The following is a 25,583-nucleotide window of genomic DNA, read 5'->3' as shown; positions in this document are numbered from 1 at the left end:
ATTTGGGGAGCGGTACGGCAGGCCGCACAGTCACCGAACGGCGGGTCGCGACCGCCCTTCTTCGGCCCGATCACCGCTCCACCGGCCGCGGGTTCACGGTCGTCGGCGGATGAGGATGCCTGCTCGCCCGGCTGCCGAACGTTTACCGGACGGTATCTTCGGGTAAACATAGGCAGGCAAGGTTGCTCGAAAGCGGAATGTCGCGTCGGTATGGGGATGCGATTGTCCGCATCGTGGCGCGGATCCGCGTGTCTGCAAGGGATAAGGTCTTGAGCGCAAACCTGATGATCGTGGAAGACGACGACCGGGTCCGTGGCGCATTACGACTCGCCATGGAAGACGAGGGCTACGACGTCGACGAGGCGGGGGAAGCCGAGGACGCGCTCACCCATCTGCGCAGCAATGGCGTTCCCGATGTGATGATCGTCGACCTGATGCTCGGTGGCATGGACGGATTCGAATGTATCCGGGAGATCCGCCGCGACCACGACGTGCCGATCATTGTGGTCAGCGCTCGCGACGACACCCACGACGTGGTGGCCGCACTGGAGGCGGGCGCCGACGATTTCGTCACCAAGCCGTTCGAGATCAAGGAGATCACCGCCCGTATGCGCGCGGTGCGTCGTCGCGCACGGCTCACCGCCGAGCGCGAGACGCCGCAGGAGATGGTTCTCGACGCCGACAACACAGCTCCGTTGGTGCTCGCACAGGACAGCGGCGTGGTCCGGCGCGGCGACGAGGAGATCCGGCTCACGCTCACCGAGTTCCGGTTGCTGTGCGAGCTGGCGGAGGCGTCAGGCCGGGTGCTCAGCCGGACAGTCCTACTCGAACGGGTGTGGGATCGCGGATTCTTCGGTGACGAGCGCATTGTGGACGTCCACATGCGCAGGCTGCGCACCAAGATCGAACGGGATCCGTCCGATCCGCGGATCGTGGTGACGGTGCGCGGGCTCGGCTACCGACTCGATGTCCGGCGCTGAGCGCCCGCTGAACCCGAAGCACTGGAGCCCCAACGCCTGGAGCCTGCGCGGCCGGGTGACCGCCGCGTTCGCGGCGATCGCCGCGCTGATGTCCCTGGTTTTGGTTGCGTCGGTGTTTCTCATCAGTCGCAGCTACCTGGAAGCGCAGCGGCCGCACTCGAGCACCGAGCAGTCCGGCGATCTCAATTCCGATCTGGATCTGCTGCGCAATGTGCTGATCGGCTGTGCCATCGTGGTCACCCTGATCGGCGCGGCCGTGGGATGGTGGGCGAGCAGACGCGTACTGACCCCGCTGCACCAGCTCGCCGGGACGGCGGCACGGATCGCCTCCGGCGATTTGGACCTGCGGCTGTCCGCCACCCCGGACCACGACTTGGCGATCACCGTCGAGTCGTTCAACACCATGGTGGACTCACTGCAGCGTCGGATCGAGCGTGAACACCGGCTCTTCGGCGATGTCAGCCACGAGCTGCGCACGCCGCTGACCACGTTGATGGCCAGCGTCGACGTGCTCAACCGGCACCGCGACGATCTGCCCGAACGCTCGCGGCGCGCGCTCGGCCTGGTCACCGACGAGGTCGATCACTTGCGCAGGCTGCTGGACGACCTGCTTGCCCTTGCCCGCGTCGAGGCAGGAATGCACCACGGCGACGCCGAGCCGCTGTCTGTGCGCGACCTGCTGACCCATACGCTGGCCGATCGTCGCTATCCGGCGGAGCTGCTCACAGTGACGCAAGACGTCATCGTGCGCGGTCGCAAGCTGGAGCTGGAACGTGCGGTGGCCAACCTGTTGCACAACGCGGACCGGCACGGCGGCGGAGTGGTGGCGGTCACCGCGAGCCGCAACGGCACCGACGCGGTGATCATCGTCGACGACGCGGGACCCGGCGTGCCGCCCGCGGACCGGCTCCGCATCTTCGAACGCTTCGCGACCGCACACAGCGGCCGCCGCTCCGCCACCGGGACGGGCATCGGCCTCGCGCTGGTCGCCGAGACCGTCGCCACACACTGCGGTCACGTCGAATGCATCGAGCGGTCCGGCGGCGGCGCGCGGTTCGTTGTGCGCCTGCCCCGGTTGGACGACATGTGTCCGTAACACAACCGTAAAGAAGTCGACAGGTTCACCTCAAAGTCACTTCGCAAGCCTGGATAAGTACTGCTGGCCCGACGAGGGAGTTGTATGTCACCGCCAACCCTGTCCGCAGCGGAGATCGAGCGATCGCGTGTCGAGAACGCGGCGGCCGCCTTGGGTTCCACCCCGACACCGAAAGCCACCGGACCGACTGTGGTCCTGCGCACCCCCCGCTTGGGCGACGGCGCCCAGATGTGGCGTATCGCCAACGACTCCGCGGTGCTCGACGCCAACTCGAGCTACGCGTATTTGCTCTGGTGCCGAGATTTCGCGGGAACGTCCGTGGTCGCCGAGCTCAACGGCCGCATCGTGGGATACGTCATCGGATTCGTCCGCCCGCAGGCACCGGACACCGTCTTCGTCTGGCAGGTCGCGGTGGAGCGCTCGCAGCGCGGCCGCGGCACCGGGGCCGAGCTGTTGCACACGTTGCTGAACAGCGTTTCAGCGAAAGGAGTTTCGGTGCTGGAGACGACGATCTCACCGGACAACACCGCGTCCATCGCCATGTTCACGTCGGTAGCCCGGGCGAGGGAAGCCGCCATCAGCAAGCGCCCCTTGTTCGATGCCGCCGTCTTCCCGGACAGCCATGCACCCGAGGAGCTGTACCGCATCGCACCGACTGCCCGCACCACCGAGGAGGATCCCCGATGATCAACGCCGACACCACCGTTTTCGAGAGTCTCGAGTCGAACGTGCGCGGTTACTGCCGCGCCTGGCCCACCGTGTTCACCACCGCGAAGGGCAGCTGGCTGCGCGACGAGGAGGGCAGGGACTACCTCGACTTCTTCGCAGGCGCCGGTGCGCTGAACTACGGCCACAACAACGAGGTGCTCAAGCGCTCGCTGCTGGACTACATCGCCAGTGACGGCATCACGCACGGCCTGGACATGTCGACGGCGGCCAAACGAGAACTGCTGGAGACGCTGCGCGACACCCTCTTCACGCCGCGCGGCCTGGACTACAAGGTCCAGTTCCCCGGCCCGACCGGCGCCAACGCTGTCGAGGCGGCACTCAAGCTGGCCCGTAAGATCACCGGCCGCGAGACGATCGTCAGCTTCACCAACGCCTTCCACGGGATGACGCTCGGCGCGTTGTCGGTCACCGGCAATGCGGCCAAGCGGGCGGGTGCCGGTGTGCCGCTGGTGCACGCGACGCACATGCCCTACGACGGCTACTTCGATGGCACCACCGCCGACTTCCAGTGGATGGAGAAGGTGCTCGACGACAGCTCGTCGGGCGTCGACCGCCCCGCCGCAGTGATCGTGGAGACGGTGCAGGGCGAGGGCGGCGTCAATGTCGCGCGCGCCGAGTGGCTGCGCCACCTCGCCGGGCTCTGCGCGGCCCGGGAGATCCTGCTGATCGTCGACGACGTGCAGATGGGCTGCGGTCGCACCGGCCCGTTCTTCTCCTTCGAGGTCGCGGGCATCACCCCCGACATCGTCACGCTGTCGAAGTCGATCAGCGGCTACGGTCTGCCGATGGCGCTGGTACTGCTCGAGCCCGAGCTCGATCAGTGGGCGCCCGGTGAGCACAACGGCACCTTCCGCGGCAACAACCCCGCGTTCGTCACCGCGACGACCGCGCTGCGGCACTTCTGGTCCGATGGCGCCCTCCAGGCCGCCACGCAGGCCAAAGGCGACCGGATCGGACGTACGCTGAGCGAGCTGGCCGCGCACTTCCCCGGCGTGTCGACCAGAGGACGCGGTCTTGTGCACGGCGTCGTGTTCGACGACCCGTCGCAGGCGAGCAAGGTTTGCCAGATCGCGTTCGAGCGCGGTCTACTGGTGGAGACCTCCGGATCCACCGACGAGGTGGTGAAGCTGTTGCCGCCATTGACCATCACCGAGCAGGAACTCGACCAGGGCCTGCACATCCTCACCGGCGCCGTCGACGCCGTGTGTGGTGGCCTGGAGGTGGTCGCATGATCGTGCGCACCACCGCGGAGATCACCGGCACCGAACGCGATGTGGCGGGGGAGGGGTGGCGCAGCAAGCGCATCGTCCTCGGCGGCGACGGGGTGGGCTTCTCCTTCCACGAGACCACCATCGAAGCAGGCACCGTGCACGAGTTCCACTACCGCTACCACGTGGAGGCGGTGTGGCTGATCGAGGGCGAGGGCACGTTGACCGACCTGGACAACGGCGTCACCTTCGAGCTTCTGCCCGGCTCGATGTACCTGCTCGACGGACACGAACGCCACCGGCTCGAGGTGCGCAGCACCATGCGGATGATGTGCGTGTTCAACCCGCCGGTCACGGGGCAGGAGGTTCACGACAGCGACGGCGTCTACCCGCTGGTCGCCGCGACGATGATCGGAGAATGAGAACAGTAATGGTTTTGCAGCACACCGATACTCGACTCGAGACCGCTCGGTTCGATCGCTACCCGACCCGGCTCGGCGTGCCCGCCCCGCATCTGGAGCGCGCCGACCCGACGGTCTGGGGCACGGTCGACAGCAAGGAGCTGGCCGCGTTCGACGCCGACGGATTCGCCATCCTCGACGCGCTGCTGACGCCCGCCGAGGTGGCCGATTTCAGCGCCGAGATCCACCGGCTCGCGGGCGATCCCGCGCTGCGCGACGACGACCGGCTCATCGTGGAGAAGTCGTCTAACCGGGTGCGCTCGATCTTCGAGGTGCACAAGCTCAGCTCGGCGGTCGCCGAGCTGGCGCGGGAGGAACGCGTCGCCGGGCTGGCCAGGCAGGTACTGGGGTCGGAGGTGTACGTGCACCAAAGCAGGGTCAACTACATGCCCGGCTTCCGCGGCACGGGTTTCTACTGGCACTCGGATTTCGAGACCTGGCACGCTGAGGACGGTATGCCCGTGCCGCGTGCGGTGAGCCTGTCGATCGCGCTGACCGACAACTATCCGATCAACGGCAGCCTCATGGTGATGCCCGGCTCGCACCGCACCTTCGTGCCCTGCCTCGGCAGTACTCCGGCCGAGCACTATCGGGAGTCGTTGCAGGAGCAGGAGATCGGCGTGCCGACGACCGAGGACATCACCTCGCTCGCGAAGCAGTACGGGATCAGCCAGTTCACCGGCAGGGCAGGGTCGGCGCTGCTGTTCGACTCCAATCTGATGCACGGGTCGTCGAACAACATCACGCCGTTCCCGCGCTCGAACATCTTCCTGGTGTTCAACAGTGTGGAGAACACCCTCGTGGAGCCGTTCGCCGCGCCGGCGCCGCGGCCCGGATACATCGGTAGCCGCGACTTCACGCCGCTCTCGGCGTGAACGACCGTCCCGGTGTGCGCCCGCCAGGCAGGGAGCGGGTCGTGCACCCGGACGGTTCGCCGTAGACGCTGGCATCCACAATGCCGCGGTTCGCCACTGGTCAGCGGGCTGCTTCCGGTAATGCGCGCAATGCCCGGTAGAGGGTCGTCCAGCGATCGGGGGAGACCAGGCCGACCGGCTGGTCGGGTGGAATCCCGGCCGCCGCGCAGGCGGCGCGCACGGCGGAGGTGGGAAACTCCCGACGCAGCGACGCGGCCAGGGATCCGCCGACTCCGGAGAACCCCAGCGCGACCACCCTGCGGTAGTCACCGATCAGCTCGCGCGGCAGCAGGGGAGCATGCCGTTTGCGCAAACGCAGAATCGCCGTGTCGACCCGCGGCACTGGATTGAAGCTGTGCCTGCCGATCCGCGCGCCCAAATCGACCGCCACAGTGGGCCAGTGGCCGATGGTGAGTTTGGTCCATCGTCCGTAGTCGCCGGAATGCTTGCGCGCGAACTCCACCTGGGTGAGCAAGGTAGCGGCAGTGAGGTGCCGAGCAGCCAGGCACCAGCGCACGATGTCGGTCGTGCCGGCGAACGGAACGTTGGCCACGACGGCGAACGGTTCCCTTGGTGCGCGGACCGTGCGAAAATCCCGGTGGAACAGATGTATTCGCGGATTATTTGCATATCTTCTGCTCAGCAGGGTTACGTAGTGCGGGTCCTTCTCGTAGGCGAGGATCCGGCCGGCCACCCCGAGTAGCTGCCTGGTCAGCATGCCGTCGCCGGAGCCGATCTCCAGCACGAGGTCTTCGGTGGTGACGCCGGACGCGTGCACGATCAGACGTGCGGCGCGCGGATCGGTGAGGAAGTTCTGGGACAGCCGCTTTCGCGTGCTCGTAGTGTGGACCTGGCTGTCGCGGGCACGCGAAACGGAATGGTGGCGGGACATGGGTGTCCTCCGAACAGAGTGGTCGAATCAGAAATGTTGATTCGCCCGGACCCACGCCAGGGCACAGCGGATCAGGCGGCCGCTATCGGCCGCCTGCGCGGATTTCGATCAGCCGGATCAGGAAATCGAAGCCATACGGTATGCCGGCAGAGCCCGGGCCTCCGTCCGCAGTCGGATGAAGTATGTGCCGACCGCGCACACCCCGTTCGCACCTGGACTGCCACCCATACTCCGCACCGTACAGGATGCCCCTTCCTTGGAAAATTCTTTTCCGCCCCACGTCACCGGCCGCCAAGGTCTGGCGCCACCAACAGCCATTCGACTCATCGACACAGTCGCCGAAGTGACGTCGGAATTCACCGATCGAATCGATCGAATCGGCTCGACCCACATCGAATTGGGGCGGGAATCAGCCAGATGTCGGCTGACCGACCACGTCGGCGGCTCGCTCCTCGAACGCGTACGTCCGCCATGCCCTGGCCTCGTCGTGGTTGCCCTGCTGGTCGAGCAGTTCGGCAAGTCCGGCCGTCGCACGAGGCTCGCGGCGGTCGGCGGCGGCGCGCCACCAGTATTCGGCCCCGGCCGGATCACCCCGCCGGTATCGGACCATGCCGAGCTCGTAGGCGGCGACCGCATGCCCGGCCTCGGCCGCCTGTGCCCAGAGCTCGCACGCCTGTTCCTCCTCGCCGCGGCTCTGCATAGCGACGCCGAGGTCGTAAAGCGCGCTTCGATAGCCTGGGTCGCCAGACTGCCTCGAGTCGGTCTCGGGCCGGGGGATATCGGCAGCGAATTCTTCGGCGGGGTGCGGATTCGAGGCCGGAGCGGTCCGGGTTTCTGAGACCTGCGGGCTCGGCGTAGGGCGCTGGATATCCGCGGCGGGCTGCGCAGTCCGTGACGACTGCATATTCGTGAAGAGTGTGCCTGCCCGTCCGGTCGGGTTGTCTTGCGCCGCTTGCCCATTCACGGGTGGATCGCCGTTCGTGGCCGATCGCCGGTCGGAAGGAGATCGGCCGGTGGGCGAAGAGGGTGCGCCGGTCGGCGGGCCCGCGTCGATACGCGGAACGGGCATCGTCGGCGCGGTGGGCGGACCGGCCGAGGAAGGGGACCGAGTGGCGGGCGTGCTCATGGCGACCGGTGTCGTGGCGGGCGCGCTCGGGATCGATTCGTTCGGTGTGACGACCGTAGGCGCGGTACGCACCTCCACGACGAGGTTCGCGAAGTTCGGCGGTCCCTCTCCGATGCTGCACCACAGGACGATTCGACCGTCGGGCTGGTGCTCGATCACGATGCCGTAGTTGCCGACCCAGGACTTCTGGGTCCCGAATTCGTCCACCCATACGGGGGTGAGCGTCACCAGCGTGCCCGGCGCCGTCGGCGTCACGTCGAAGCTGACACCCGCAGCGAGTGCATCGCTCCACGCGTCGACCCCGGCGAGTGAGCGTCCGTGCAGATCCACATAGCCATCAACCACAAACAGGCCCATTCCCAGCCCGCGCAGTCCGGCGGGCGGCGCTGCGGACAGCAATGTCACTGTGACGGTAGTGGGCGCTGGTCCGACCTGCTCGGTGTACATGGGGTAGACCATGCTGCCGTGCCAGACGATGGGTTCCGCGCTCTGATAACGAGCGGACAGGGGTAACTCTTCGGACGAATTCCGGGCAGCCCACGACGAATACGGCTTGTTCATTCGTGCCCGCCCGCCTTTCGTTCGATCCGTGCCTTCCCCCTGCGCTGTGGTGCGGGGTATACCGTACTAGCCGCGCATTACAACTGCGCCTAAATTCCCAGGCGTCCCGTTACGGCTCTGACGGGACACCGATACCGAGCAGTTCACCGGAGGTTCCGCCGCTGTCGGCGAGGGCATTCAACGCCTTTGTCAGCCGCCGCTCCTCCCAGCGGAAGTGGGATTCCAGAATCGCGGTCAAACTGTCCAGTTCCCGATGGGCGGTCTCTGCATCCGGCTGTGCGGAGTCGAGCAGATCGTCCAGCCTGCGCAGGATCTCGGCCACCAGACCGTGGTCGGCGCGCAATTCGGCCAGTACCAGGCATGACTCGTCTTTCGATCGAGGAATCCGGTCACCACTGGAACGCAGGCAGCGTAGAGCCGCGAAGGGGCTCGAGAGTGGGAATTGCCGGCCGCGGACGCGGCGCGATCCTCAGTGGGAGCGCGACAGTGACGCATGGCGGTCTCCTCGATCACGGTGCCTCCATGCCGAACGCCGTCCATCTGGCGTCGTTACGCGACACCTGCTTGATCCTGCCCGTCGCGTTCTGTTCGATCACGTCCCGCGGGCGGCGATGCGTTCGAGCGCCGCGAGGTCCTTTTCGAGTATCCGGAACAGCCAATACACGCCGATGAAAGCCAGCGCACTGCCGATGCAGAGTAGCCGCAGCGTCACGATGACGGCGGCAAGGTCGCCGGAGGGAATGAATGTCGCGCCCGCGACGCCCAGCAGTGGCACCGCGGCGGCGGCGGCCAGGAAGTACGTGCTGCGTACCTCGAGTTGTCGCAGGCGGTGTGCATCCTGGGCACCGAGTCCGCCATGCGGGAGGAACATCGGATACAGCGACCGCACCGCGTAGAAGTTGACCAGGAAGTAGGGATAGGCCATCGCAACGCCACACACGATTTGAGTGATGAAGAAGTAGACGTAGGACTCGGCGGCGATATGGTTTCCCGACACCTGCACTATCACGGGGACCACCACGCCTGTGATCGCCCACAACGCACAGCAGGTCAACACGGTGCGTTTCCCGAGCCGTAGCGTGTCGGCCCTGGCTCCGGCGAGGGTTTCCGCGTCATAGGACCGGCGCTTGCGCAGCCCCCACGCGATCGACCAAAGCCCGGCGATCAGCATGTTGATGACGACGAAACCGATCAGAAAGCCGAGCCCGTAGGTCGCGAGCACGATCTGCTGGATGCGGTGTTGAGTCTGCACGTCGAGCTTGTCGATGATCAAACTGCGATTGTGATGGTAGTTGTAGAGGATCGCGAGCGCGTTCGGTACGGCGATAGCCAGCGCCATGATCGGGTGCATCAGCATGCGGGCGCGCAGGCGCCAGCTTGTCGGCGGCGGGTCGACGAGGTCGCGGGCGCGGGCGTCGAGGCAGACTTCGAGCTGCTGGGCCATGTCGGCACCACGCGACCATCGGTTTTCCGGTTCGGGGTTGAGCGCCCGAACCAGGGCGCGCTGTAATGCCTTCGGGCAATCCGGGGGCAGATCCGAATAGGGCAGCGCCTGCGGACTACGGGGTCGGCGCTTCAACATCCCTTCCAGGGTGGCACGGTCACCGCCGGTCGCGACATCGTCGTCGAACGGTTTGCGCCCGGTGAGCAATTCCCACAGCACGACGGCCAGGGCGTAGAGATCACTGCGCGTATCGAGGTCCTGGGCCGTAATCGGCAGGTCCGGGTGCAGCGCGGCGAGCTGCTCTGGTGACATGTATGCCAGCGAACCGCCGAAGTATGCTATGGGATTGTCGCCGGACACGTTGTCGCTGAAGCTGATGTTGAAGTCGGCCAGCTTGGGGACGCCCTCTGCGGTGAGCAAGACATTGGCCGGTTTGACGTCGCGGTGCAGCACGCCCGCGTTGCCTGCGTAGTCGAGCGCTTCGGCGAGCCGGCGCCCGAGCCACGCGACGGTCTCTGGCCAGGACAACTCGGCCAGCTCCGCCCGCTGTGGCGATTCACTGGGCTGGATCTCGCCTTTCGCGGCAAGCACATGATCGATCACCTCGAGCAGCATCGCACCACTGCGCTGAGCCGGTGGCGTAGCGCGGACACGCTCGAGCACGGTGAAAAGCGTGCCGCCTGGCACGTACTGCATGTACAGCAGGCGCAACTTCCGGCTCTCCAGCACCCGCTGGTCGAAGACCCGCACGATGTAGTCGTGGTCGAGCTGAGCCAGCGTCTGTGGCTCAGTGCCTCTGTCACGGGAGATCTTCACTGCGACCAACCGCTGCATCGACCGTTGCCTGGCCAAGAACACCCGGGCGAAGCTGCCTCGTCCGAGACCGGTCATCAAGTCGAAGTCGTCGATCTTCTGTCCGGCGGCGAGTTCATCAAGGTTCGTCGGCTCGGCTGGGACCGTCATCACCGTGCTGTGGTAGTCGTCGGTGGCGAGCATTTCCGAGAGCTGGTCGCTCTGCTCGGGGTAGGCCGCAGTGTACTCGGCGACCGCGACCGAGCTATCCGCCTGCTTGCGGACGTGGAATTCCTCGTAGATCAGATCCGGCGGCAGGGGCCAGGTACGCAATTCCGGCAGTTCCGCGACGTAATCGGCCAGCCGTTTCGGCGCCTTGCCGCGCCCCCACCGGTTGGCCAGGTCCACCTTGATCAATTCGATCAGCGACACGCGGCGGATCGCGGGGGAATCCGGCAGGTAAGCGGCCAGCTTCGGCGGTGTAGCCGCCGTGCGCCATGCGTCGGCGAAGCGCTCAACTACGTCGGCGACCCGGGTGACCCGCGATTTTCCCGGCGGGCGGTCGAATTCGGCCGTCGCCTCCGGACCCGGCGAGGCGGGGCACGCCATAAGCCAATCGTATCGCTGCCGCCGGGTTGAGGCCGACGTTGGGCCACGGAAATCTCAGTCCGGCGGCGCAATATGGCGGGCAGAGTTTGTGCGTAGTGATCGGCTAGACGGTGAAGCACGTTGGGAAATTGGGCCGCCGCATCCGTGATCGGAATTGCGGAAGCCCAGGGCGATGTGGCTACCTGCGCGCACCGACCGTCGCACGACACCGTGAAGATCCACCGCGCAGAGGCCGGTTTTGCGAGCTTACATGGAAGCACATACTGCCGACCAAGCGCTTGCTACCCTCGGTAAATGATCTCCACGGTGGTCTGGGGCACCGGCAATGTCGGCCGGGCGGCCATCCGCGCCGTCGAGTCCCACCCGGCTCTGCGGCTGACGGGCGTGCTCGTCCGCAACTCCGACAAGGTCGGCCGGGACGCGGGCGAGCTCGGCGGCCTCGACTATGCGCTCGGAGTCGCGGCGAGCGACGACATCGATGGTGTACTCGCCGCGGCGCCGGACGCCGTGGTCTACGCGGCATCCGGCGACATCCGCCCTGACGACGCACTCGGCGACATCGTGCGCGCACTCCGCGCGGGCGCAGTGGTCGTCACACCCGCGCTCTACGCGCTCTACGACCCGCGCAATGCCCCAGCTGAGGTGCGCGAGCCGGTGTTGGCCGCCATCGCCGCAGGCGGCGGGTCGCTGTTCGTCTCCGGCGTCGATCCCGGGTGGGGCAACGACGTCCTGCCGGCGCTGGTCAGCGGGCTCGGCAGCAGGGTCGAGGTGATTCGTTGCCAGGAGATCTTCGACTACTCCAGCTACGACCAACCGGACTCGGTGCGCTACCTGGTCGGCATGGGTCAGCCGATGGACTATCAGCCACCGATGCTGGCGCCGTCGGTGCCGAGCATGGTGTGGGGCGGGCAGATTCGGCTCATGGCGCGGGCACTGGGTGTCGAACTCGACGAGATCCGCGAGACGCTGGACCGGCGAGCACTGGACAGCGCCGTCACCACCGTGTCCATGGGGGAGTTCGAGGCGGGCACCCAGGGCGCCGTGCGGTTCGAGGTTCAGGGCATCGTGGAAGGGGAGGCACGCTTCGTCATCGAACACGTCACCCGCATCCATCCGTCCTGCGCCCCTGACTGGCCCTCACTCGCCGACGGCGGCGCGGGCGCGCACCGCGTGATCATCGAGGGCCGCCCACGCATCGAAGTGACAGTCGCGGCCACCGACGAGGACGGCAACCGGTCCGCGGGCGGAAACGCGACGGCCGTCGGCCGTTTGGTGAGCGCGATCGACTGGCTGGTAGCCGCCGAACCCGGACTCTACGACGCGCTGGACATCCCGCTACGCCCGGCGGTCGGCAAACTCGGAAGGAAGCGCACATGATCATCGATGTTCCCGAGGGTAGGGATCCGATCGGCTACGTCTGGGGCGAAATGGTCCCGGGCATCGGCATCGCCGCCTCCAACTTCTCGTTGTCGGTGTACTCGCACAGCACCCTGGGACTGCGCGAGTTCGAGGCGGCGCGGCTGCGCATTGCCCAGATCAACGGCTGCCTGTTCTGCCAGGACTGGCGCACCGAGCGCGATGGGAAGAAAGTCGAGCCCGAATTCGCCGACGCCGTCACCAACTGGCGCACCACTGACGCCTTCGACGAACGCACCCGCCTTGCCGCCGAATACGCCGAGCGCTACGCCACCGATCACCACAATCTCGACGACGAGTTCTGGACCCGGATGTTCGCCCACTACAGCCAGGTCGAACTGGTCGAGCTCAGCATGAGCATCGGCTCCTGGCTGGCCTTCGGCCGCCTGAACCGCGTGCTCGGCCTGGACGCGGTCTGTGTGCTGCCCAGCCATCTCGCCGAACAGTAGGCCCAGCCACGCGAAACGTACCGATGACGGAAGGGCCCACGGCACGACCTGGCCTCGATTCCGTCAAGCCCGTAGTTTCGACACCCAGGCGGGCTGCCCGTCGACGAGGCCGAGCTCGAATTCCTCGGGCGCGTCGACCACCGCGGTGAATTGTTGATGTGCCTGCTCGGCCGAGATGTCCGCAGGAAATCGGATGAAGTCGAGCGTGGCGCCGGAAATTCGGGCGCGGAAGCCGTACTCGAATTCGTACTGGGCGCAGTAGGTGAGCGCGATACGGCCTCGCCAGTCGATGTCGTGCCTGCCGTCGGCGCGTCTGGTGAAGGACACTTCCTGGTCGGCGACCGAGTCGTGCCCGAGCAGATAGATGTTGAACGCGAGGTCTTCGACGTCGTCGAACTGGGCCAGGGGAAGGGGATCCACCGTCAGCCGTTGCGGCTGCACCGCTTTCAGCAGAAACGGACGGCCGGGCTCGGCTGCGCGAAAGCCGGTCCCCTCATCCTCGCCCCAGTACGTCGACGACAGTGTGCAGCGATGATAGTTCTGCCAGACGATCCGCGACGTCCAGTCCTCGTGGTCCGCATCGTCCTCGGGCTCGCATTCGACGCCGTCGCCGGGTGCCCCTTCAGCGTCGTAGTCCGCGGACTGCAGGTGCAGATCGAACCACAGGTCACCGGCCGGATCCAAGCGGCCGGTCCAGGCGAACTCCTCGATCACATGCCCGTCGGGCCACGGATTTCCCGGGAACACAATCCTCCCGGTGGGTGAAATACGTGCCAGGTCGGTCCTTTCCATGCCGACGAACCCTAGTGGCCGGGACCGACAAAATCGAAATGCCGGTTCTCGGCCGTGTAGGTCGGTCAGACGATGGCGGGCGCCTCGTCTTCCGGTTCGCCGGCGGGCGGCTCGTCCACCGTCCGCTTCGGGCCGGTGAACCAGGTCCGCGCCGATATCAGCCACCAGATCCCGATCGCGCCCACCACACCGACCAGGGTGATCGGCGCGTAATTCACTGTGTTCCAGGTGAACTCGCTGTCCCACGGATAGCCGCGGTCGTCGGTGGGCAGGATGAACAGGAAGCTGATCAGCACGATCCAGATCAGCGCGACCAGACCGACCGGCCGATACCACGCGCCGAGTTGCCATGGGCCGGTGCGGAATCGGGCGCCGTGCAGCTGGCGCAGGAGAACCGGGATGCCGTACGCGATATACAGGCCGATGGTCGCGACCGAGGTGGCCGCCGCGTACGCGGTCGGCGCGTTCGCCGCGGGCACCAGCATCGACGGAATCAGCAGGACGAAGGCGAAGAACGAAATGAACAGCACCGCGTTGACCGGCACCCTCCGCGCCGACAACTTCGACCACAGCGCCGACCCGGGCACGGCGCCGTCACGCGAGAACGCGAACAGCATGCGGGAGGCCGACGTCACCGAAGCATAACCGCAGAACAATTGCGCGATCGCCGCGATGACCAGCAGCAGACTCGACCAGAACGAATTCAGCGAGTTTTCCAGGATATAGATCACCGGGTAGCCGCTGTTCATCTCCGGATCGAGCGCGTCATCGAGATCAGGAATCGCGAAGGTCACCGCCATGATGAGCAGATATCCGGCGATCGCCGACACGATGATCGTATTGATAATGCCCTTGGCCGCCATGCGGGAAGCGTCGTGGGTTTCCTCGGACATGTGCGCGGACGCGTCGTACCCGGTGAACGTGTATTGCGCGTGTAGCAGACCGAGCAGGAAGCTGAATGCCACCCCGCCGAATCCCACCGCGCTGTTGTCGACCGTTTCGGTGTAGACGAATCCGAGGCTCTGGTGGTGCTTCGCGCCGAACCCGAGCACGACCACGAAGATGACCACACCGCCGACGTGCCACCACGCGGACACGTTGTTGATCACCGCGGACAGATGGGGGCCGATCGCGTTCAGCACGGCGTGCAGGACCAGAATCGCGGCGAACACGAAAAATATCGCGGTGCGGTCGGTACCGATGCCGATGCCGATGACGTTCAGCACGACGGTGGTGAAGATGGCCGCGCCGTAATCGATCGCCGCGGTCACTGCGATCTGACCGATCAGGTTGAACCACCCGGTGAACCATCCCCACACCGGTCCGCCGAGTTCCGAGGCCCACCAGTAGAGGCCGCCGGAGGTGGGATAGGCGGAGGCCAATTCCGCCATGGCAAGTCCGACGAACAGCACCATGACCGAGACCAGGGGCCATCCCCAGGCCATGGTGATCGGGCCGCCATTGGCCAAACCGATGCCGAAACTGGCCAATCCACCGGTGAGAATGGAGACGATGGTGAAGCTGATGGCGAAATTCGAGAATCCCGACCACGATCTGGCCAGTTCTTGTTTGTAGCCGAGTTCGGCAAGCCGACGTTCGTCGTCGGAGGGTGATCGGGTGTCGGTCATATCGTGCTCCCGGGTGAAAACGCTGCCCTCATACCGCGTTTGTCAGAAGATCAGTGTGTAGTACGCACGGGTAGATCGCACGGCAACCAGGAGACCTGGGAACGGCGGTGACACCGGGACCGGACAACTCGACAACCACACGGCCCATGCGCGGTGACCCGGTTCGTCCGGCCGCCCCGGCACCCGCTCAATAGCTGTCCGCCGTAGCGTGAGGACCATGAGCGAGCGACTGGTGGTCATCGGCGGTGACGCGACGGGCATGTCGGCGGCCTCGCAGGCGCGCAGAATGAAGGACACCAGCGAGCTGGGGATCGTCGTCTTCGAACGTGGCCGGTTCACCTCCTTCTCCGCCTGTGGTATTCCATACTGGGTCGGCGGCGACGTAGCCGACCGGGACGCCCTGATCGCCCGCACACCTGAGGAACACCGGGCCCGCGACATCGACCTGCGACTGCGCACCGAGGTGACCGAGATCGACCTCGACGGTTCCCGGATTCGTTCCCGCGACCTCGCGTCCGGTGGCGAGTCGTGGACGGCCTACGACCACCTCGTGATCGCCACCGGCGCCCGGCCGATTCGCCCGCCGCTGCCCGGCATCGACGCCGACGGCGTCCACGGCGTCCAGACCCTCGACGACGGCCAGGCGCTGATCGAGACGCTGGAGCGGGCCGAAGGCAACCGCGCCGTCGTGGTGGGTGCCGGCTACATCGGCGTCGAGATGGCCGAGGCGTTGATCCGGCGCGGCTACGACGTCACGATGGTCAACCGGGGCGCTGCGCCGATGTCCACCCTCGATCCGGACATGGGTGCCCTGATTCGTGACGCGATGTGCGGATTGGGCATCAAGATCGTGTGCCATGCCGAAGTGACCGAAATCCGGACCGGGGACGACGGGCGCGTGGCCGCGGTCGTGACGGACACTGCCGAATACCCGGCCGACGTCGTAGTGCTCGGCATCGGTGTCCGTCCGGAAACGGAGCTGGCCCGTGCGGCCGGGTTGCCGTTGGGCGAGCACGGCGGCCTGCTCACCGATCTGGCCATGCGTGTGCGCGGCCGGGAGAACGTCTGGGCTGGTGGCGATTGCGTTGAAGTGCTCGATTTGGTCTCCGGCCGCGAACGTCACATCCCGCTCGGTACCCACGCCAACAAGCACGGCCAGATCATCGGCGCGGGCATCGCCGGGGGATACGCGACCTTTCCCGGTGTCGTCGGCACCGCGGTCAGCAAGGTATGCGACTTGGAGGTGGCGCGAACAGGCTTGCGCGAAAAGGACGCTCGCGCCGCGGGCGTGCAATACGCGGCGGTCACCGTCGAATCCACCAGTCGTTCGGGCTATTACCCTGGTGCGGAGACAATGACAGTGAAGATGCTCGCCGAGCGCCACACCGGCCGCCTGCTCGGCGTGCAGATCGTGGGGCGCGAAGGCGCGGGCAAGCGCGTCGACATCGCCGCGGTCGCGCTGACCGCCCGGATGACCGTCGAGCAGATGACAGCCCTGGACCTCGGCTACGCGCCACCGTTCTCACCGGTGTGGGACCCGGTTCTGGTGGCGGCCCGAAAAGCGGTCACCGCCGTCCGGAAGCGGGGCTAGCGCGGCGCTGAGCCTCCGAACAGCTCGAGCATCTCGGTCTTGCCGAACATGACGGCGGCGTCGCGCGCCGACGGCGTGCCCGCGTCCGGGTCGGCGCCTGCCGCGGCGAGCTGTCGCACGATCTCCGTCTCGCCTTTGAAAACCGCTCCGGCCAACGGGGTTTGGCCCTTGTCGTTGGCGCGGTTCGGGTCCGCCGACCGCTCCAGCAGGGTCGCGACCGCGTCGTCGTGACCGTGATACGCGGCGAGCATGAGCAATGTGTCGCCTGCGTCGTTGGTGAGGTCCACCGGCACGCCCGCGTCCACGAAGGTGGCCAGGCCCGCCGCGTCACCGCGTCGAGCGAAGTCGAAGACCTTCCCGGCCAACTCGATCAGTTCCGGATCAATCTCGTCATCGGTCACGAGCCCATTTCTACCAGTGATCGTCTGCGTCGACGGGGATCTTCAGCGGGCTGCCGCGGACTTTCCCAGTTGTCCCCGGACGGTCCGGAGATCGGCGACGAATGCCTCGTACGCCGCGGCCCGGTCGGGGGCACGCAACACCGACGACGGGTGCACCGTGGCGATCACCTGGTAGTCCGTGGCGTCGATGACCTGTCCGCGTCGGGTACTCACCTTGAATGATGCACCGAGCACCGCCTGCGCGGCTATCGCGCCAAGGCACACCACCAGTCTCGGCCGCACCAGTTCGAGCTCGGCGGTCAGCCACGCCGAACAAGCAACTACCTCGGTCCGGCCAGGTTGTTTGTGAATCCGCCGCTTGCCCCGCTCGACGAATTTGAAGTGCTTCACCGCGTTCGTGAGGTAGACCGCGTCGCGGTCGATGTCGACCTCCGCCAGCGCCCGATCGAGTAATCGACCCGCGGGGCCGACGAAGGGCTGGCCCGCTATGTCCTCCTGGTCGCCGGGCTGCTCGCCGATCAGTACCACGTCCGCGGTTTCGGGGCCCGCACCGAACACCGTCTGTGTCGCGTGCCGGTACAGATCACACCCGTGACAGTCACAGGCCGCGCGCCGCATCTGTGCCAGGTCCGCACCCTCGGGAACGAACCCTGCGGCGCCAGGCGTCTTCATTGCTCGGCCCGTCCGTCACTCCCAGCGCCTACCAGGGCTGCGTTCGCCGATACCGGCACGATGCCGACCTCCTCTGCTGCCGTGGACTGTTGGCGATTTACCCGTTTTCGCCACCGCCACGCGTCCAGCGCACACACTCTTGTGCCGAATGTCCCCTCCCACCTGCTGAACGAGCGGACATGGGTCGGTATAGTTGCCGCGGATGAGTAGTGTCACGGCCACCACCGATACGCCGATGTCCCAGAACCGTCGACTCGGGCGTGCGGTGCGGCTGGCACCTGTCCTTTCGGTCGCGTTCTCCGCGTTCTGTCTCCTGACGCCGGTCTGGCCGTTCCACAAGATCACCGGCGGGTTCATCGACCTGCAGGTGTATCGACTGGGCGTCGACGCACTACGCCACGGTGCGGACATGTACGGGCAGTTGCCGCAGACCACCATCGGCGCGGGCCTTCCGTTCATCTACCCGCCGTTCGCCGCGCTCGCGCTGAGCCCGTTCGCGATGCTGCCTTGGGACGTGGCCGCCCTGACCTTCTTCGTCTCCTCTGTGGCCGCGCTCGCGATCACGCTCTACCTGGTCGCGCGGCGAGTGTGGCCGGACGAGGCGCAGCGCAGGCTCGCGGTCTGGGCGACGGCATGTGCGACTCCGCTCGGACTGTTGCTGGAGCCGATTCATTCGACGCTGGACTTCGGCCAGGTCAACCTGCTGCTGATGGCGCTGGTCGCCGCGGACTGCCTGACGCACAAGCCGCGCTGGCGCCGGGGCATGCTGATCGGCATCGCCGCTGCGATCAAACTGACGCCGGCGGCGTTCGTGCTGTACTTCCTGGTGCGCAGGGACTACCGCGCCGCCGCTACGGCCGCCGTCACCGGCGCGGCCGCGACGGGTGTCGGCTTTGCGATCCTGCCGAAGGAGTCGGTCAAGTACTGGTTCGGCGGCCTCGGAAACGTGTCCGGGCTGAGCGGGTCGGCATTCCACACCAACCAGTCGATTCAGGCGGTTTTCGCCCGGCTCGAGGTGCCCGAACCCGCCTTCACAGCGGTCTGGCTGGTGCTCGGCGCCCTGCTGCTCGTGCTGGTTGTTGTCGCGATGCGCCGGGCGGCCGACTTCCCCGCGCTGGCGCTGGCTATCAATGCCGTGTTCACCCTGCTGGTCTCACCGATCTCCTGGTCGCACCACTGGGTATGGATCGCGCCCGCATTGTTCGCCCTTGTCGGCCATACCACTCGCCTTTCGGGTAGACGGGCGATCGGCTGGTGGGTGACGATCCTGGTCACCGCGGCGGTATTCGTGATCGGTCCGCAGAACTGGCTGCCCGACGGCGAGCACCGCGAATCCGCCTGGACACCAGGGCAGCATGTCATCGGCAACACCTATGTCTGGTTCAGCGTGGTGCTCGTCGTGCTGTACCTGCTGGGCAGCAGGCGGCCCGGGGCAGCGCGAAAAGCGGATCGACCGCGCGACGAGTACGCCATGACGCCGCACCGTCAGCCCTGACCTCCGCGCCGCAGTGTTTGCCCGCGGCATCCACGGGTAGCGCCCACAGTGACGGCATCCAGCCGTCGCCGCAAGGAATCACCCGAGGGGCAAGGAGGGATGACATAATGGCCAACGCCCACCGCGGCTTTGCCGCCATGGACGAAGACCAGCAGCGAAAGATCGCCAGCCTAGGTGGCAAGGCGAGCAGCGGCAGCTTCGACAACGACCCCAAGCGTGCCAGCGAGGCCGGCAAGAAGGGTGCCGCGGCCCAGCCCACCGAGGCCAAGCGCCGCGGCGGCGAGAACAGCCACCGGAACCGCTGACTCTCGACAACGATGGGCGAGGTTGCGCGCCTCGCCCATCGCTTGCTGGCTTGCCCGCTGGTTCGGCGCGACCGTAGGACGGATTCTGCTGTCCGGCAATAGTCGAGCGAGTTCGAGACGCGGACCGGCATGGATTGCGCGGCACACCCGTCGCGGATCACGTCGGTGATCGTGTGCGCGACCCGCCGAAGTATCAGTCGAACAACGGCGTTCGGTCCGGCCGAGCGCGATGCCGAGGCGGTCTCTGGCCCGTCCGGCGGTCCCGCGACCACGGAAGTACACGGCGACGTCGACACGATCATGTGACACCTTGCGGCCCGTACGACTGAGAGTTCCATCGGCGATCACCACCGACGTGTCACCGCGGAGGAGCGGTCGGGTGAACAGCGGCCGCCCCGGCGCCAGGTCGTCAGGTATTCGGCACTGGAGGTCCGGATGTGCCGGATCCCTTGTGCGGCATCAGCGCTCGATCCCACCCCGATCGAGAGCGAGTCCGGACCGGCGGACCGAGCCGACCCGTATCAACTCATCCCGGGGCCGATGCCGCGACGAAGAGGAAGCCCTTCTCCTCGACCCGCTTCTTGATCCGCCACTGTCCGTCGACGCGGACGAATGTGTCCAGATACCACAACCCGCACAGCATCATCCTCGACGCACCGTCGTCGCCGGACACCATCATCGGGTTGTGGCACATCGTGCGCCCGGTGGCCGTGTCCCCGTTGACTGTGATGGACGAGTTGCTGATCAGGTGTTGGAACGCAGAAAAATTCGGCAGCACCGACGCGAGAAACTTCTTCGTGGATTCCAGGTCACCCACCGATCCGCCCATGGCCGAGTAGTCGATGTGCGCGTCGGGCGTGAATACGGCGTCCAACAGGTCCCATTGCTTGGTATCGACCGCGTGCGAGTACCGCACCATCAGATCCTCGATCTCCAGTCGATCCGAAATCTCCTGCAACGACAGCATGCGCGCCTCCGAGTAACGCCGGTACTCGATAGATGCCACCAGGATTCGAGGTCGAGGGCAAGGGGCGGCGAGGCTACGCCGGCGAGGCTACGCCGGAGGTGGTCGCGTTATGCCTTGTGCGGCAGGATGTTCAGCACAAGAGCGAGCCCAGCGATGATACTGATGCAGGCCAGGAGGGTGGGGAACACAGCTTGCGTGATCGCTGCGATGCCGATCGAAAAGGCAAGGCACGTGGACAAAGCGAGCGCGCCGGTTCCCCGTTCCACACCGGCGATCCGGGTTGGTCGGTGATCCGTCATAGTTACGTGATACCCACAGTCGGCCGTTACGAAACCGTGATGGCTGGACTGATTCCGTTCCATGTGGTCGCCGAGCCGAAACCCCGGTGTCCGCGTCGGGAGAGATCGGGTCATGACCATCGCAGTGCAGACCCTCTCGCCGGGGGCGAACGTGCTCGATGTCGCGGAAACGTTGACGCGCCGCGTTTATCGCGATGCGGTCCAGTGGTGGGGAGGACGTCGACCCGACTCCGACGGCCAACTCCGGTTCATACCGGATCGCTGCCGACGGGGTGCCGCCCGGACATCACGACGAGCGTCGCGGAGGTGCTTGCCGCACCCAGCGGTACGGTCGACGCCTGGGAAAACGACCTATCTCCAGTGCCTCACCGGTGAGAATCCGATACTCGACCGGGTTGGCGATACCGAATTGCGCCGCAGCGCCGTCGACAACGCGAGGTGGAACGAGTTCACCACCCAGCTCGCCCCACTTCCGCGCGCCTACCCGGGCCGCAGTGACGGCACCACTTGGCCGCCGTTCGGTCGAGTGTTCGCTGTCGCCCAGACGAGGTAGCCACCAGGGCAACCCCGCGGACACCTGCCGGGCAACCGCTTGTCCGCCGAAACCCTCGGAAAAGGGTCGGGTCGCCGGGATATCTCTGGTGTGCCGCCTCGTCCGTCAGCGCCTACCGGATTTGTTCGTGCGCGGTCGACAGCAAGTGGTTGACCCTGCTGCGCAGCTCGGTGGTGACGGCGGGGAGACCGACCGACGGCAGTTCGGCGGCTACTTTGGCGGCCAGGACTCGCAGCTTGGTGTTGGTTTCCTGGGAGCGCACCCGAAGGATGGCGAACGCCTCCTCGGCGTCGAGCCCATAGACCAGCATCACGGCCCCTTTGGCCTGCTCGATCACCGCTCGCGCGGCCACCGGATCCAGGTCACCGGGTGCTGTGACATCGTCGCTCACACCCAGGCACTACCCGTCTTCGGCGACCTGACACCAGTTCGGCGGTCTGAATCGATCGCAGGCACACCTCGACCGCCGGTCGGAGGGTTGACGGATTGGGCGCGGGTAGCGATACTTCCATCGTCATAGCGATTGCGTATAGCTTGTCCGGCGGCGACGCATGGGAGACAGATCAACGATGATCAATACGGCGATCGAAGAATTGTTGATGGCTCAGGTGAGCAACCCGGAGCCCGAAGCTCCACCCAACTCGGACAAAATCCTGACGCTTGTTCGATATTTCACGTGGTTTGTGATTCTCTCGGGCGTAACGGGAATTATGTATGCAGGCGGGAGATTCGCCTGGGAAAAATGGAACGGCGGCCCACTCGCTTCGGCGAAAATGGTCGCGGGTGGCATGCTCGGCGGCGTTATCGCCACCAGTGCCGGAACGATCATGAACGCACTGATCAGCTGACATCGCATCTGACAGCCTGGTGGAGTCGGCCCCGGCTCGGCCAGGCTGTCTTTGTGCAGCTGGAGGGATTAGCGACTAGTCTGTGACCTCGAGCTCGACCAGCTGGGTCGGCGTGAACGACTTCTCGCGCCGGTTGGATTCCACCCCGAATACCGCGACCACGAGATCGCCACCCGGCTGAACCACGCCCGCCTGCGCAAGCTCGCCGTACCCCACGACTGACTCGCCGATATGGTCGGCGAGTTCTGCCGCGGGAATTCGAATTGTCCTGCTCACGTGGCACCTCCCATCGAGAGTCGAATCGTCGCTTCGGCCTGATTCGATCCTATCCGGGAAAACGGCAGCGGTCCGCCTCCTCGACCTTCGAATCACCCCGAAGCGGCCGGAACGGCGGGAAACCCCGCCGTCCGAGCGGAATTCTCTGTGCGATAACGATTTACACTCGGCGCTTCGATCGATTCGTAGCCCACGGCCGAGATCGGGCCGACGGACAGTTGTTGGCAGTATGCGACGTCACCTCGGCGCGGTGGCGCTGAACTGGCGCGATCTCCTCATTCGGTGCCGGGCTCCATCGCCGCAACCACCGGAAGCCGACGGGGCGGGCGTTCCGCGCCTGCAGTCGTCAGCGCGAGCGCGCCGGCGACCTTCGCCTGGAAGTGCAGGCAGCTGCGGAAGTCTTCGGCGCCGCAGTCGAGCGCGTGCGAGATGGTGTCGAGTGCCGCGGTGGCCTGGGCGACGCGGCGCTCGAGCTGGTCGCGGTGCGCGCGCAGCAAATTCTGGCGGGCCGTCCGATCCGACGCCTCGGCGAACAGGGTGGCAAGGTCGTCGAGTGACAACCCAACCTGTTTGCCGAGCAAGATCATCGCCACAGTCTCCGCGTGGGCGTCGCGGTACCTGCGACGCCCCGCGCTGTCTCGCCGCGGCGCGAGCAGGCCGACGTCCTCCCAGTGCCGCAGCACATGGGTGGCGAGGCCGAAACGCGCCGCGAGATCCCCGATCGATAGCTCGCCGCCCGTCATACCCGCACTCTAGGCGGTGCGCGCGGTGAAGCGCGCGTACAGACCGATCGGATGCCGTGGCGGACGGACAGTTTCGCGTCGCACCGTCGCAGGTTCGAACCAATGATGCAGCGCGGCACGCGCCGCCGCCGTGCGCACGAATCGGAAGTCGTAGATCGCCACGGTGCCACCGGGCCGCAGCACCCGGGCCAGCTCGGCGACCGCCCGATCCACGTCGGGCCATTCATGCATGCTCAGGCTCGAGACGATCAGGTCGAAGCTTTCGTCGGAGTAGGGGAGTGCGCAGACGTCGCCGACCGAAAGCTCGACTGGGCCGCCGGTGAGATTGCACGCGGCGAGATCGATCATGTGCGGCGACAGATCGACACCATGCAGCCGCAGGTCTGAACGCTGGGACCGCAACTGAGCCAACAGCTTTCCGGGGCCGGTCCCAACGTCGAGCACTGACGCATCCGGCTTCGCGACGGCGTCGACCTCGGTGGCGACCAGCGAATACAGGCCACCGAGCAGCCGACTGGCCCGCTGGTCGTAGCCTCGACTCTGCTTCTCTCCGAACGTTGTCATGATTTCCCTTTCTCGCAGTACCTCAGCTTGCGAGTTGAGGTCGACCTGAAGTCAAGTGGTCGCTTCTCCGAAGTCGCCTTCCCGTGAATGGGGATGCTGCGGTTACCCCCTCCCTTACCGTGTACTGCAATCGTCGGATTGTGGCTACGGGGTTGTGGGGGGGCGAGCGGCCTGATCCGCATGTGATCACTACCTTTTGGACAGGCGATGACCAGATTCGTACACTTTGTGGGCAGTTTGCCTCCGCAGTTGATGACCAGTGACACCGACGTACTGGAATGGTTCGTCCAGCGCAGTCATGGACACCAGTTGACCGGGGTCCCCTGTGATCTCGACCCGAACTGGGTCGTGCAGTATCTCCGAGATCGGGAGAAACACCTCGACGTGTTCGAGGTGGTGCGCAGCGGTGATTTCGCTGACTACTCCGACATGCGCGGCTACGGCGTACGGCACGGACACACACTCGAGCCCCGCCATGTATCGATGGACCGCGCAGAGCGGATCGCCGAAGCTGTCACCGCGTTCCGTGAGGTGCAGAAGCGGCATCCCGAGCTCGCCGGTACGAGATTGCAGATCAGTCAGCCGAACCCGCTGGACATGGCGTTGTTCGTGTTCGCGGGCGCCGCGGTCGCCGACGGTCTTCCGCTCGGGCGCGCGCTACGGCATGGTGGAGCGCTCACGCCCGCGCTACGCAACCTACCGGTGTTCGCCGAGGCCGTGCTCGCCGAAATGGCTGAACTGACAGCGGAATACGGCGACACGCTCACGTGGCAGGTGGAGTCGCCGATCGCTCAGCTGGCACTGGTCAAGGCGGCACAACTGGGCGCACACGTGCCGGTCGGGCGTCTGGTGGCGCGCCAGTTGGCGGGATTCCTCGAGGGCGCACACGATATCGGCGCGCAGACCGTCCTGCACCTGTGTTACGGCGACTATCAGCACAAAGAACTACTCGCCCCGCGGACTATCGCGCCGGCCGTGAACTTGTTGAACGCCACCGCACGAAGACTGCGCAAACGCGGTGTGCCGCTGCCGCCCGCGCACATTCCTTGCGCCTATGGCGCCCACCCCGCGCCGCTCAACTCAGCGTTCTACCGGCCGCTCCGCCGCCTGAACGAGGATTGGCAATTGATCGCCGGTGTCGTGTCGCCAGCCGACACCCAAGGTAGTCGCCGGAGCCTCGCGCTGTTCGAGCAGGCATCCGGCCGAACCGCCTATGGTGTGGCGACGGCGTGCGGTCTCGGACGAAGCACTGTCGAGGATGCCGAACATGCCGCCGCGGCCACCGTGGCGACTGCAGCCGGCGAACCTCCGATCGCACCGTCCGACCTGCAGACGGTGCAACGCGAAGTTTGATCGCCAGCTGACCTCTGACGAGCTACAGCGCTACGATCAGCGGAACCATTTGCTCGACCGCGGCATCTTCGTGTTCGAGCAGAACGTCGCCGCCCGGTGTCGTGACCTGGGCGCTACGCCTGCCCACGCCATCGGGAAGCGTGGGCAGGCGTCGACAACACCCATTGGATTCGGACCCGATTCAGGCGGCTTCCGGCGGTGGTCTCACAGGCAGAAGGCGACACTGCCGAACATCACACAGAAACCGACTGATCCAACGATAGGAGTGGCTGGGGTCGAGACGGGATCGGCGGAGGGAGGCGTGCTGGCCGAAACTGCGGGAGCCGCGACGATACCGAGAGACAAAGCCATGGCGGTCGTGGCGACGATTTTGGTGATTTTGGTAGACATTTCGCATCCTTCCATGGAGGAACTGCTTA

General features: G+C 66.1%; 28 protein-coding genes. 13 read left to right on the top strand and 15 right to left on the bottom strand.

What is annotated here, in order from left to right; all coding sequences use genetic code 11:
• Positions 1 to 269: 269 nt before the first annotated feature.
• The 6 genes from AB4Z47_RS13620 to thpD all read left to right on the top strand — a co-directional run bounded on the left by AB4Z47_RS13620 (position 270) and on the right by thpD (position 5,349).
• Positions 270 to 980 (top strand): response regulator transcription factor, encoded by a 711-nt coding sequence (locus tag AB4Z47_RS13620; RefSeq protein WP_441950832.1) that lies wholly within the window; start codon positions 270 to 272, stop codon positions 978 to 980.
• Positions 967 to 2,076 carry an ATP-binding protein gene (locus AB4Z47_RS13615; protein ID WP_441950830.1) on the top strand — a complete coding sequence of 370 codons (1,110 nt, stop codon included), beginning with the start codon at positions 967 to 969 and terminating at the stop codon, positions 2,074 to 2,076. Before AB4Z47_RS13620 ends, AB4Z47_RS13615 begins: the two co-directional genes overlap by 14 nt.
• Positions 2,077 to 2,160: 84 nt before the next feature.
• The gene (ectA, locus tag AB4Z47_RS13610; RefSeq protein WP_441950828.1) at positions 2,161 to 2,763 is read left to right on the top strand and encodes a diaminobutyrate acetyltransferase; all 603 of its coding nucleotides are present in this window, start codon (positions 2,161 to 2,163) and stop codon (positions 2,761 to 2,763) included.
• Positions 2,760 to 4,037: a diaminobutyrate--2-oxoglutarate transaminase gene (gene ectB / locus AB4Z47_RS13605; RefSeq protein WP_441950827.1), complete on the top strand. Its 1,278-nt coding sequence runs from the start codon at positions 2,760 to 2,762 to the stop codon at positions 4,035 to 4,037. Before ectA ends, ectB begins: the two co-directional genes overlap by 4 nt.
• Complete coding sequence (locus tag AB4Z47_RS13600; RefSeq protein ID WP_441950825.1) at positions 4,034 to 4,435, top strand: ectoine synthase; 402 nt, start codon at positions 4,034 to 4,036, stop codon at positions 4,433 to 4,435. Before ectB ends, AB4Z47_RS13600 begins: the two co-directional genes overlap by 4 nt.
• Before the next feature lie 8 nt (positions 4,436 to 4,443).
• Positions 4,444 to 5,349, top strand: coding sequence for an ectoine hydroxylase (gene thpD / locus AB4Z47_RS13595; protein WP_441950824.1), 906 nt, complete (start codon positions 4,444 to 4,446; stop codon positions 5,347 to 5,349).
• Positions 5,350 to 5,449: 100 nt separating this feature from the next.
• Here the strand turns inward: thpD and erm are convergent, their stop codons facing one another.
• From erm to AB4Z47_RS13575, 4 genes are all read right to left on the bottom strand, one after another.
• A complete protein-coding gene (gene erm, locus AB4Z47_RS13590) occupies positions 5,450 to 6,280 on the bottom strand; it encodes a 23S ribosomal RNA methyltransferase Erm (protein ID WP_441950823.1) in 831 nt (276 codons plus the stop codon).
• A 409-nt stretch (positions 6,281 to 6,689) separates the two neighbouring features.
• Positions 6,690 to 7,967 (bottom strand): hypothetical protein, encoded by a 1,278-nt coding sequence (locus AB4Z47_RS13585; RefSeq protein WP_441950821.1) that lies wholly within the window; start codon positions 7,965 to 7,967, stop codon positions 6,690 to 6,692.
• A gap of 109 nt (positions 7,968 to 8,076) precedes the next feature.
• Positions 8,077 to 8,310, bottom strand: coding sequence for a hemerythrin domain-containing protein (locus tag AB4Z47_RS13580; protein WP_441950819.1), 234 nt, complete (start codon positions 8,308 to 8,310; stop codon positions 8,077 to 8,079).
• Positions 8,311 to 8,559: 249 nt separating this feature from the next.
• Positions 8,560 to 10,812, bottom strand: a complete 2,253-nt coding sequence (locus AB4Z47_RS13575; RefSeq protein ID WP_441950818.1) for a serine/threonine-protein kinase — start codon at positions 10,810 to 10,812, stop codon at positions 8,560 to 8,562.
• Positions 10,813 to 11,106: 294 nt separating this feature from the next.
• On the opposite strand from AB4Z47_RS13575, the gene AB4Z47_RS13570 reads away from it, so the two are divergent.
• Both AB4Z47_RS13570 and AB4Z47_RS13565 read left to right on the top strand, forming a co-directional pair.
• On the top strand, positions 11,107 to 12,189 hold the full coding sequence (locus AB4Z47_RS13570; protein ID WP_441950816.1) for an NAD(P)H-dependent amine dehydrogenase family protein: 1,083 nt from the start codon (positions 11,107 to 11,109) through the stop codon (positions 12,187 to 12,189).
• Positions 12,186 to 12,677 (top strand): carboxymuconolactone decarboxylase family protein, encoded by a 492-nt coding sequence (locus tag AB4Z47_RS13565; RefSeq protein ID WP_441950814.1) that lies wholly within the window; start codon positions 12,186 to 12,188, stop codon positions 12,675 to 12,677. Before AB4Z47_RS13570 ends, AB4Z47_RS13565 begins: the two co-directional genes overlap by 4 nt.
• Positions 12,678 to 12,740: 63 nt before the next feature.
• On the opposite strand, the gene AB4Z47_RS13560 is transcribed toward AB4Z47_RS13565, so the two are convergent.
• Positions 12,741 to 13,469: a hypothetical protein gene (locus tag AB4Z47_RS13560; protein ID WP_441950813.1), complete on the bottom strand. Its 729-nt coding sequence runs from the start codon at positions 13,467 to 13,469 to the stop codon at positions 12,741 to 12,743.
• A gap of 65 nt (positions 13,470 to 13,534) precedes the next feature.
• Complete coding sequence (locus tag AB4Z47_RS13555) at positions 13,535 to 15,097, bottom strand: amino acid permease (RefSeq protein WP_441950812.1); 1,563 nt, start codon at positions 15,095 to 15,097, stop codon at positions 13,535 to 13,537.
• Positions 15,098 to 15,314: 217 nt separating this feature from the next.
• On the opposite strand from AB4Z47_RS13555, the gene AB4Z47_RS13550 reads away from it, so the two are divergent.
• The gene (locus tag AB4Z47_RS13550; protein ID WP_441950810.1) at positions 15,315 to 16,688 is read left to right on the top strand and encodes an FAD-dependent oxidoreductase; all 1,374 of its coding nucleotides are present in this window, start codon (positions 15,315 to 15,317) and stop codon (positions 16,686 to 16,688) included.
• On the opposite strand, the gene AB4Z47_RS13545 is transcribed toward AB4Z47_RS13550, so the two are convergent.
• A complete protein-coding gene (locus AB4Z47_RS13545) occupies positions 16,685 to 17,089 on the bottom strand; it encodes an ankyrin repeat domain-containing protein (RefSeq protein ID WP_441950809.1) in 405 nt (134 codons plus the stop codon). The genes AB4Z47_RS13550 and AB4Z47_RS13545 overlap by 4 nt on opposite strands.
• A gap of 42 nt (positions 17,090 to 17,131) precedes the next feature.
• Positions 17,132 to 17,761 (bottom strand): UdgX family uracil-DNA binding protein, encoded by a 630-nt coding sequence (locus AB4Z47_RS13540; protein WP_441950807.1) that lies wholly within the window; start codon positions 17,759 to 17,761, stop codon positions 17,132 to 17,134.
• Positions 17,762 to 17,963: 202 nt separating this feature from the next.
• On the opposite strand from AB4Z47_RS13540, the gene AB4Z47_RS13535 reads away from it, so the two are divergent.
• Together AB4Z47_RS13535 and AB4Z47_RS13530 are read left to right on the top strand one after the other, a co-directional pair.
• The gene (locus AB4Z47_RS13535; protein ID WP_441950805.1) at positions 17,964 to 19,256 is read left to right on the top strand and encodes a glycosyltransferase 87 family protein; all 1,293 of its coding nucleotides are present in this window, start codon (positions 17,964 to 17,966) and stop codon (positions 19,254 to 19,256) included.
• A gap of 107 nt (positions 19,257 to 19,363) precedes the next feature.
• A complete protein-coding gene (locus AB4Z47_RS13530; RefSeq protein WP_441950804.1) occupies positions 19,364 to 19,561 on the top strand; it encodes a general stress protein in 198 nt (65 codons plus the stop codon).
• A gap of 526 nt (positions 19,562 to 20,087) precedes the next feature.
• Here AB4Z47_RS13530 and AB4Z47_RS13525 read toward each other — a convergent pair.
• From AB4Z47_RS13525 to AB4Z47_RS13515, 3 genes are all read right to left on the bottom strand, one after another.
• Positions 20,088 to 20,528 (bottom strand): nuclear transport factor 2 family protein, encoded by a 441-nt coding sequence (locus AB4Z47_RS13525; protein ID WP_441950802.1) that lies wholly within the window; start codon positions 20,526 to 20,528, stop codon positions 20,088 to 20,090.
• A 107-nt stretch (positions 20,529 to 20,635) separates the two neighbouring features.
• Positions 20,636 to 20,827, bottom strand: a complete 192-nt coding sequence (locus AB4Z47_RS13520; protein WP_441950800.1) for a hypothetical protein — start codon at positions 20,825 to 20,827, stop codon at positions 20,636 to 20,638.
• 665 nt (positions 20,828 to 21,492) lie between these two features.
• Positions 21,493 to 21,771 carry an ANTAR domain-containing protein gene (locus tag AB4Z47_RS13515; RefSeq protein ID WP_441950799.1) on the bottom strand — a complete coding sequence of 93 codons (279 nt, stop codon included), beginning with the start codon at positions 21,769 to 21,771 and terminating at the stop codon, positions 21,493 to 21,495.
• Between the two features lie 178 nt (positions 21,772 to 21,949).
• Between AB4Z47_RS13515 and AB4Z47_RS13510 the strand changes: the two genes are divergently transcribed.
• On the top strand, positions 21,950 to 22,228 hold the full coding sequence (locus AB4Z47_RS13510) for a hypothetical protein (RefSeq protein ID WP_441950798.1): 279 nt from the start codon (positions 21,950 to 21,952) through the stop codon (positions 22,226 to 22,228).
• Positions 22,229 to 22,303: 75 nt separating this feature from the next.
• Here AB4Z47_RS13510 and AB4Z47_RS13505 read toward each other — a convergent pair whose 3' ends face one another.
• From AB4Z47_RS13505 to AB4Z47_RS13495, 3 genes are all read right to left on the bottom strand, one after another.
• Entirely contained in the window at positions 22,304 to 22,504 is a 201-nt protein-coding gene (locus tag AB4Z47_RS13505) for a hypothetical protein (protein WP_441950796.1), read from the bottom strand.
• A gap of 275 nt (positions 22,505 to 22,779) precedes the next feature.
• The gene (locus tag AB4Z47_RS13500) at positions 22,780 to 23,247 is read right to left on the bottom strand and encodes a MerR family transcriptional regulator (RefSeq protein ID WP_441950795.1); all 468 of its coding nucleotides are present in this window, start codon (positions 23,245 to 23,247) and stop codon (positions 22,780 to 22,782) included.
• A gap of 9 nt (positions 23,248 to 23,256) precedes the next feature.
• On the bottom strand, positions 23,257 to 23,811 hold the full coding sequence (locus AB4Z47_RS13495; protein WP_441950794.1) for a class I SAM-dependent methyltransferase: 555 nt from the start codon (positions 23,809 to 23,811) through the stop codon (positions 23,257 to 23,259).
• A gap of 207 nt (positions 23,812 to 24,018) precedes the next feature.
• On the opposite strand from AB4Z47_RS13495, the gene AB4Z47_RS13490 reads away from it, so the two are divergent.
• A complete protein-coding gene (locus tag AB4Z47_RS13490) occupies positions 24,019 to 25,164 on the top strand; it encodes a hypothetical protein (protein WP_441950792.1) in 1,146 nt (381 codons plus the stop codon).
• A gap of 204 nt (positions 25,165 to 25,368) precedes the next feature.
• On the opposite strand, the gene AB4Z47_RS13485 is transcribed toward AB4Z47_RS13490, so the two are convergent.
• The gene (locus AB4Z47_RS13485; protein WP_441950790.1) at positions 25,369 to 25,554 is read right to left on the bottom strand and encodes a hypothetical protein; all 186 of its coding nucleotides are present in this window, start codon (positions 25,552 to 25,554) and stop codon (positions 25,369 to 25,371) included.
• Positions 25,555 to 25,583 lie beyond the last annotated feature (29 nt).

The sequence above is a fragment of the Nocardia sp. 2TAF39 genome, from assembly GCF_052114905.1.
In the GTDB taxonomy this organism is placed as follows: Bacteria; Actinomycetota; Actinomycetes; order Mycobacteriales; family Mycobacteriaceae; genus Nocardia.
This window is presented reverse-complemented; position numbering and strand designations above follow the sequence as displayed.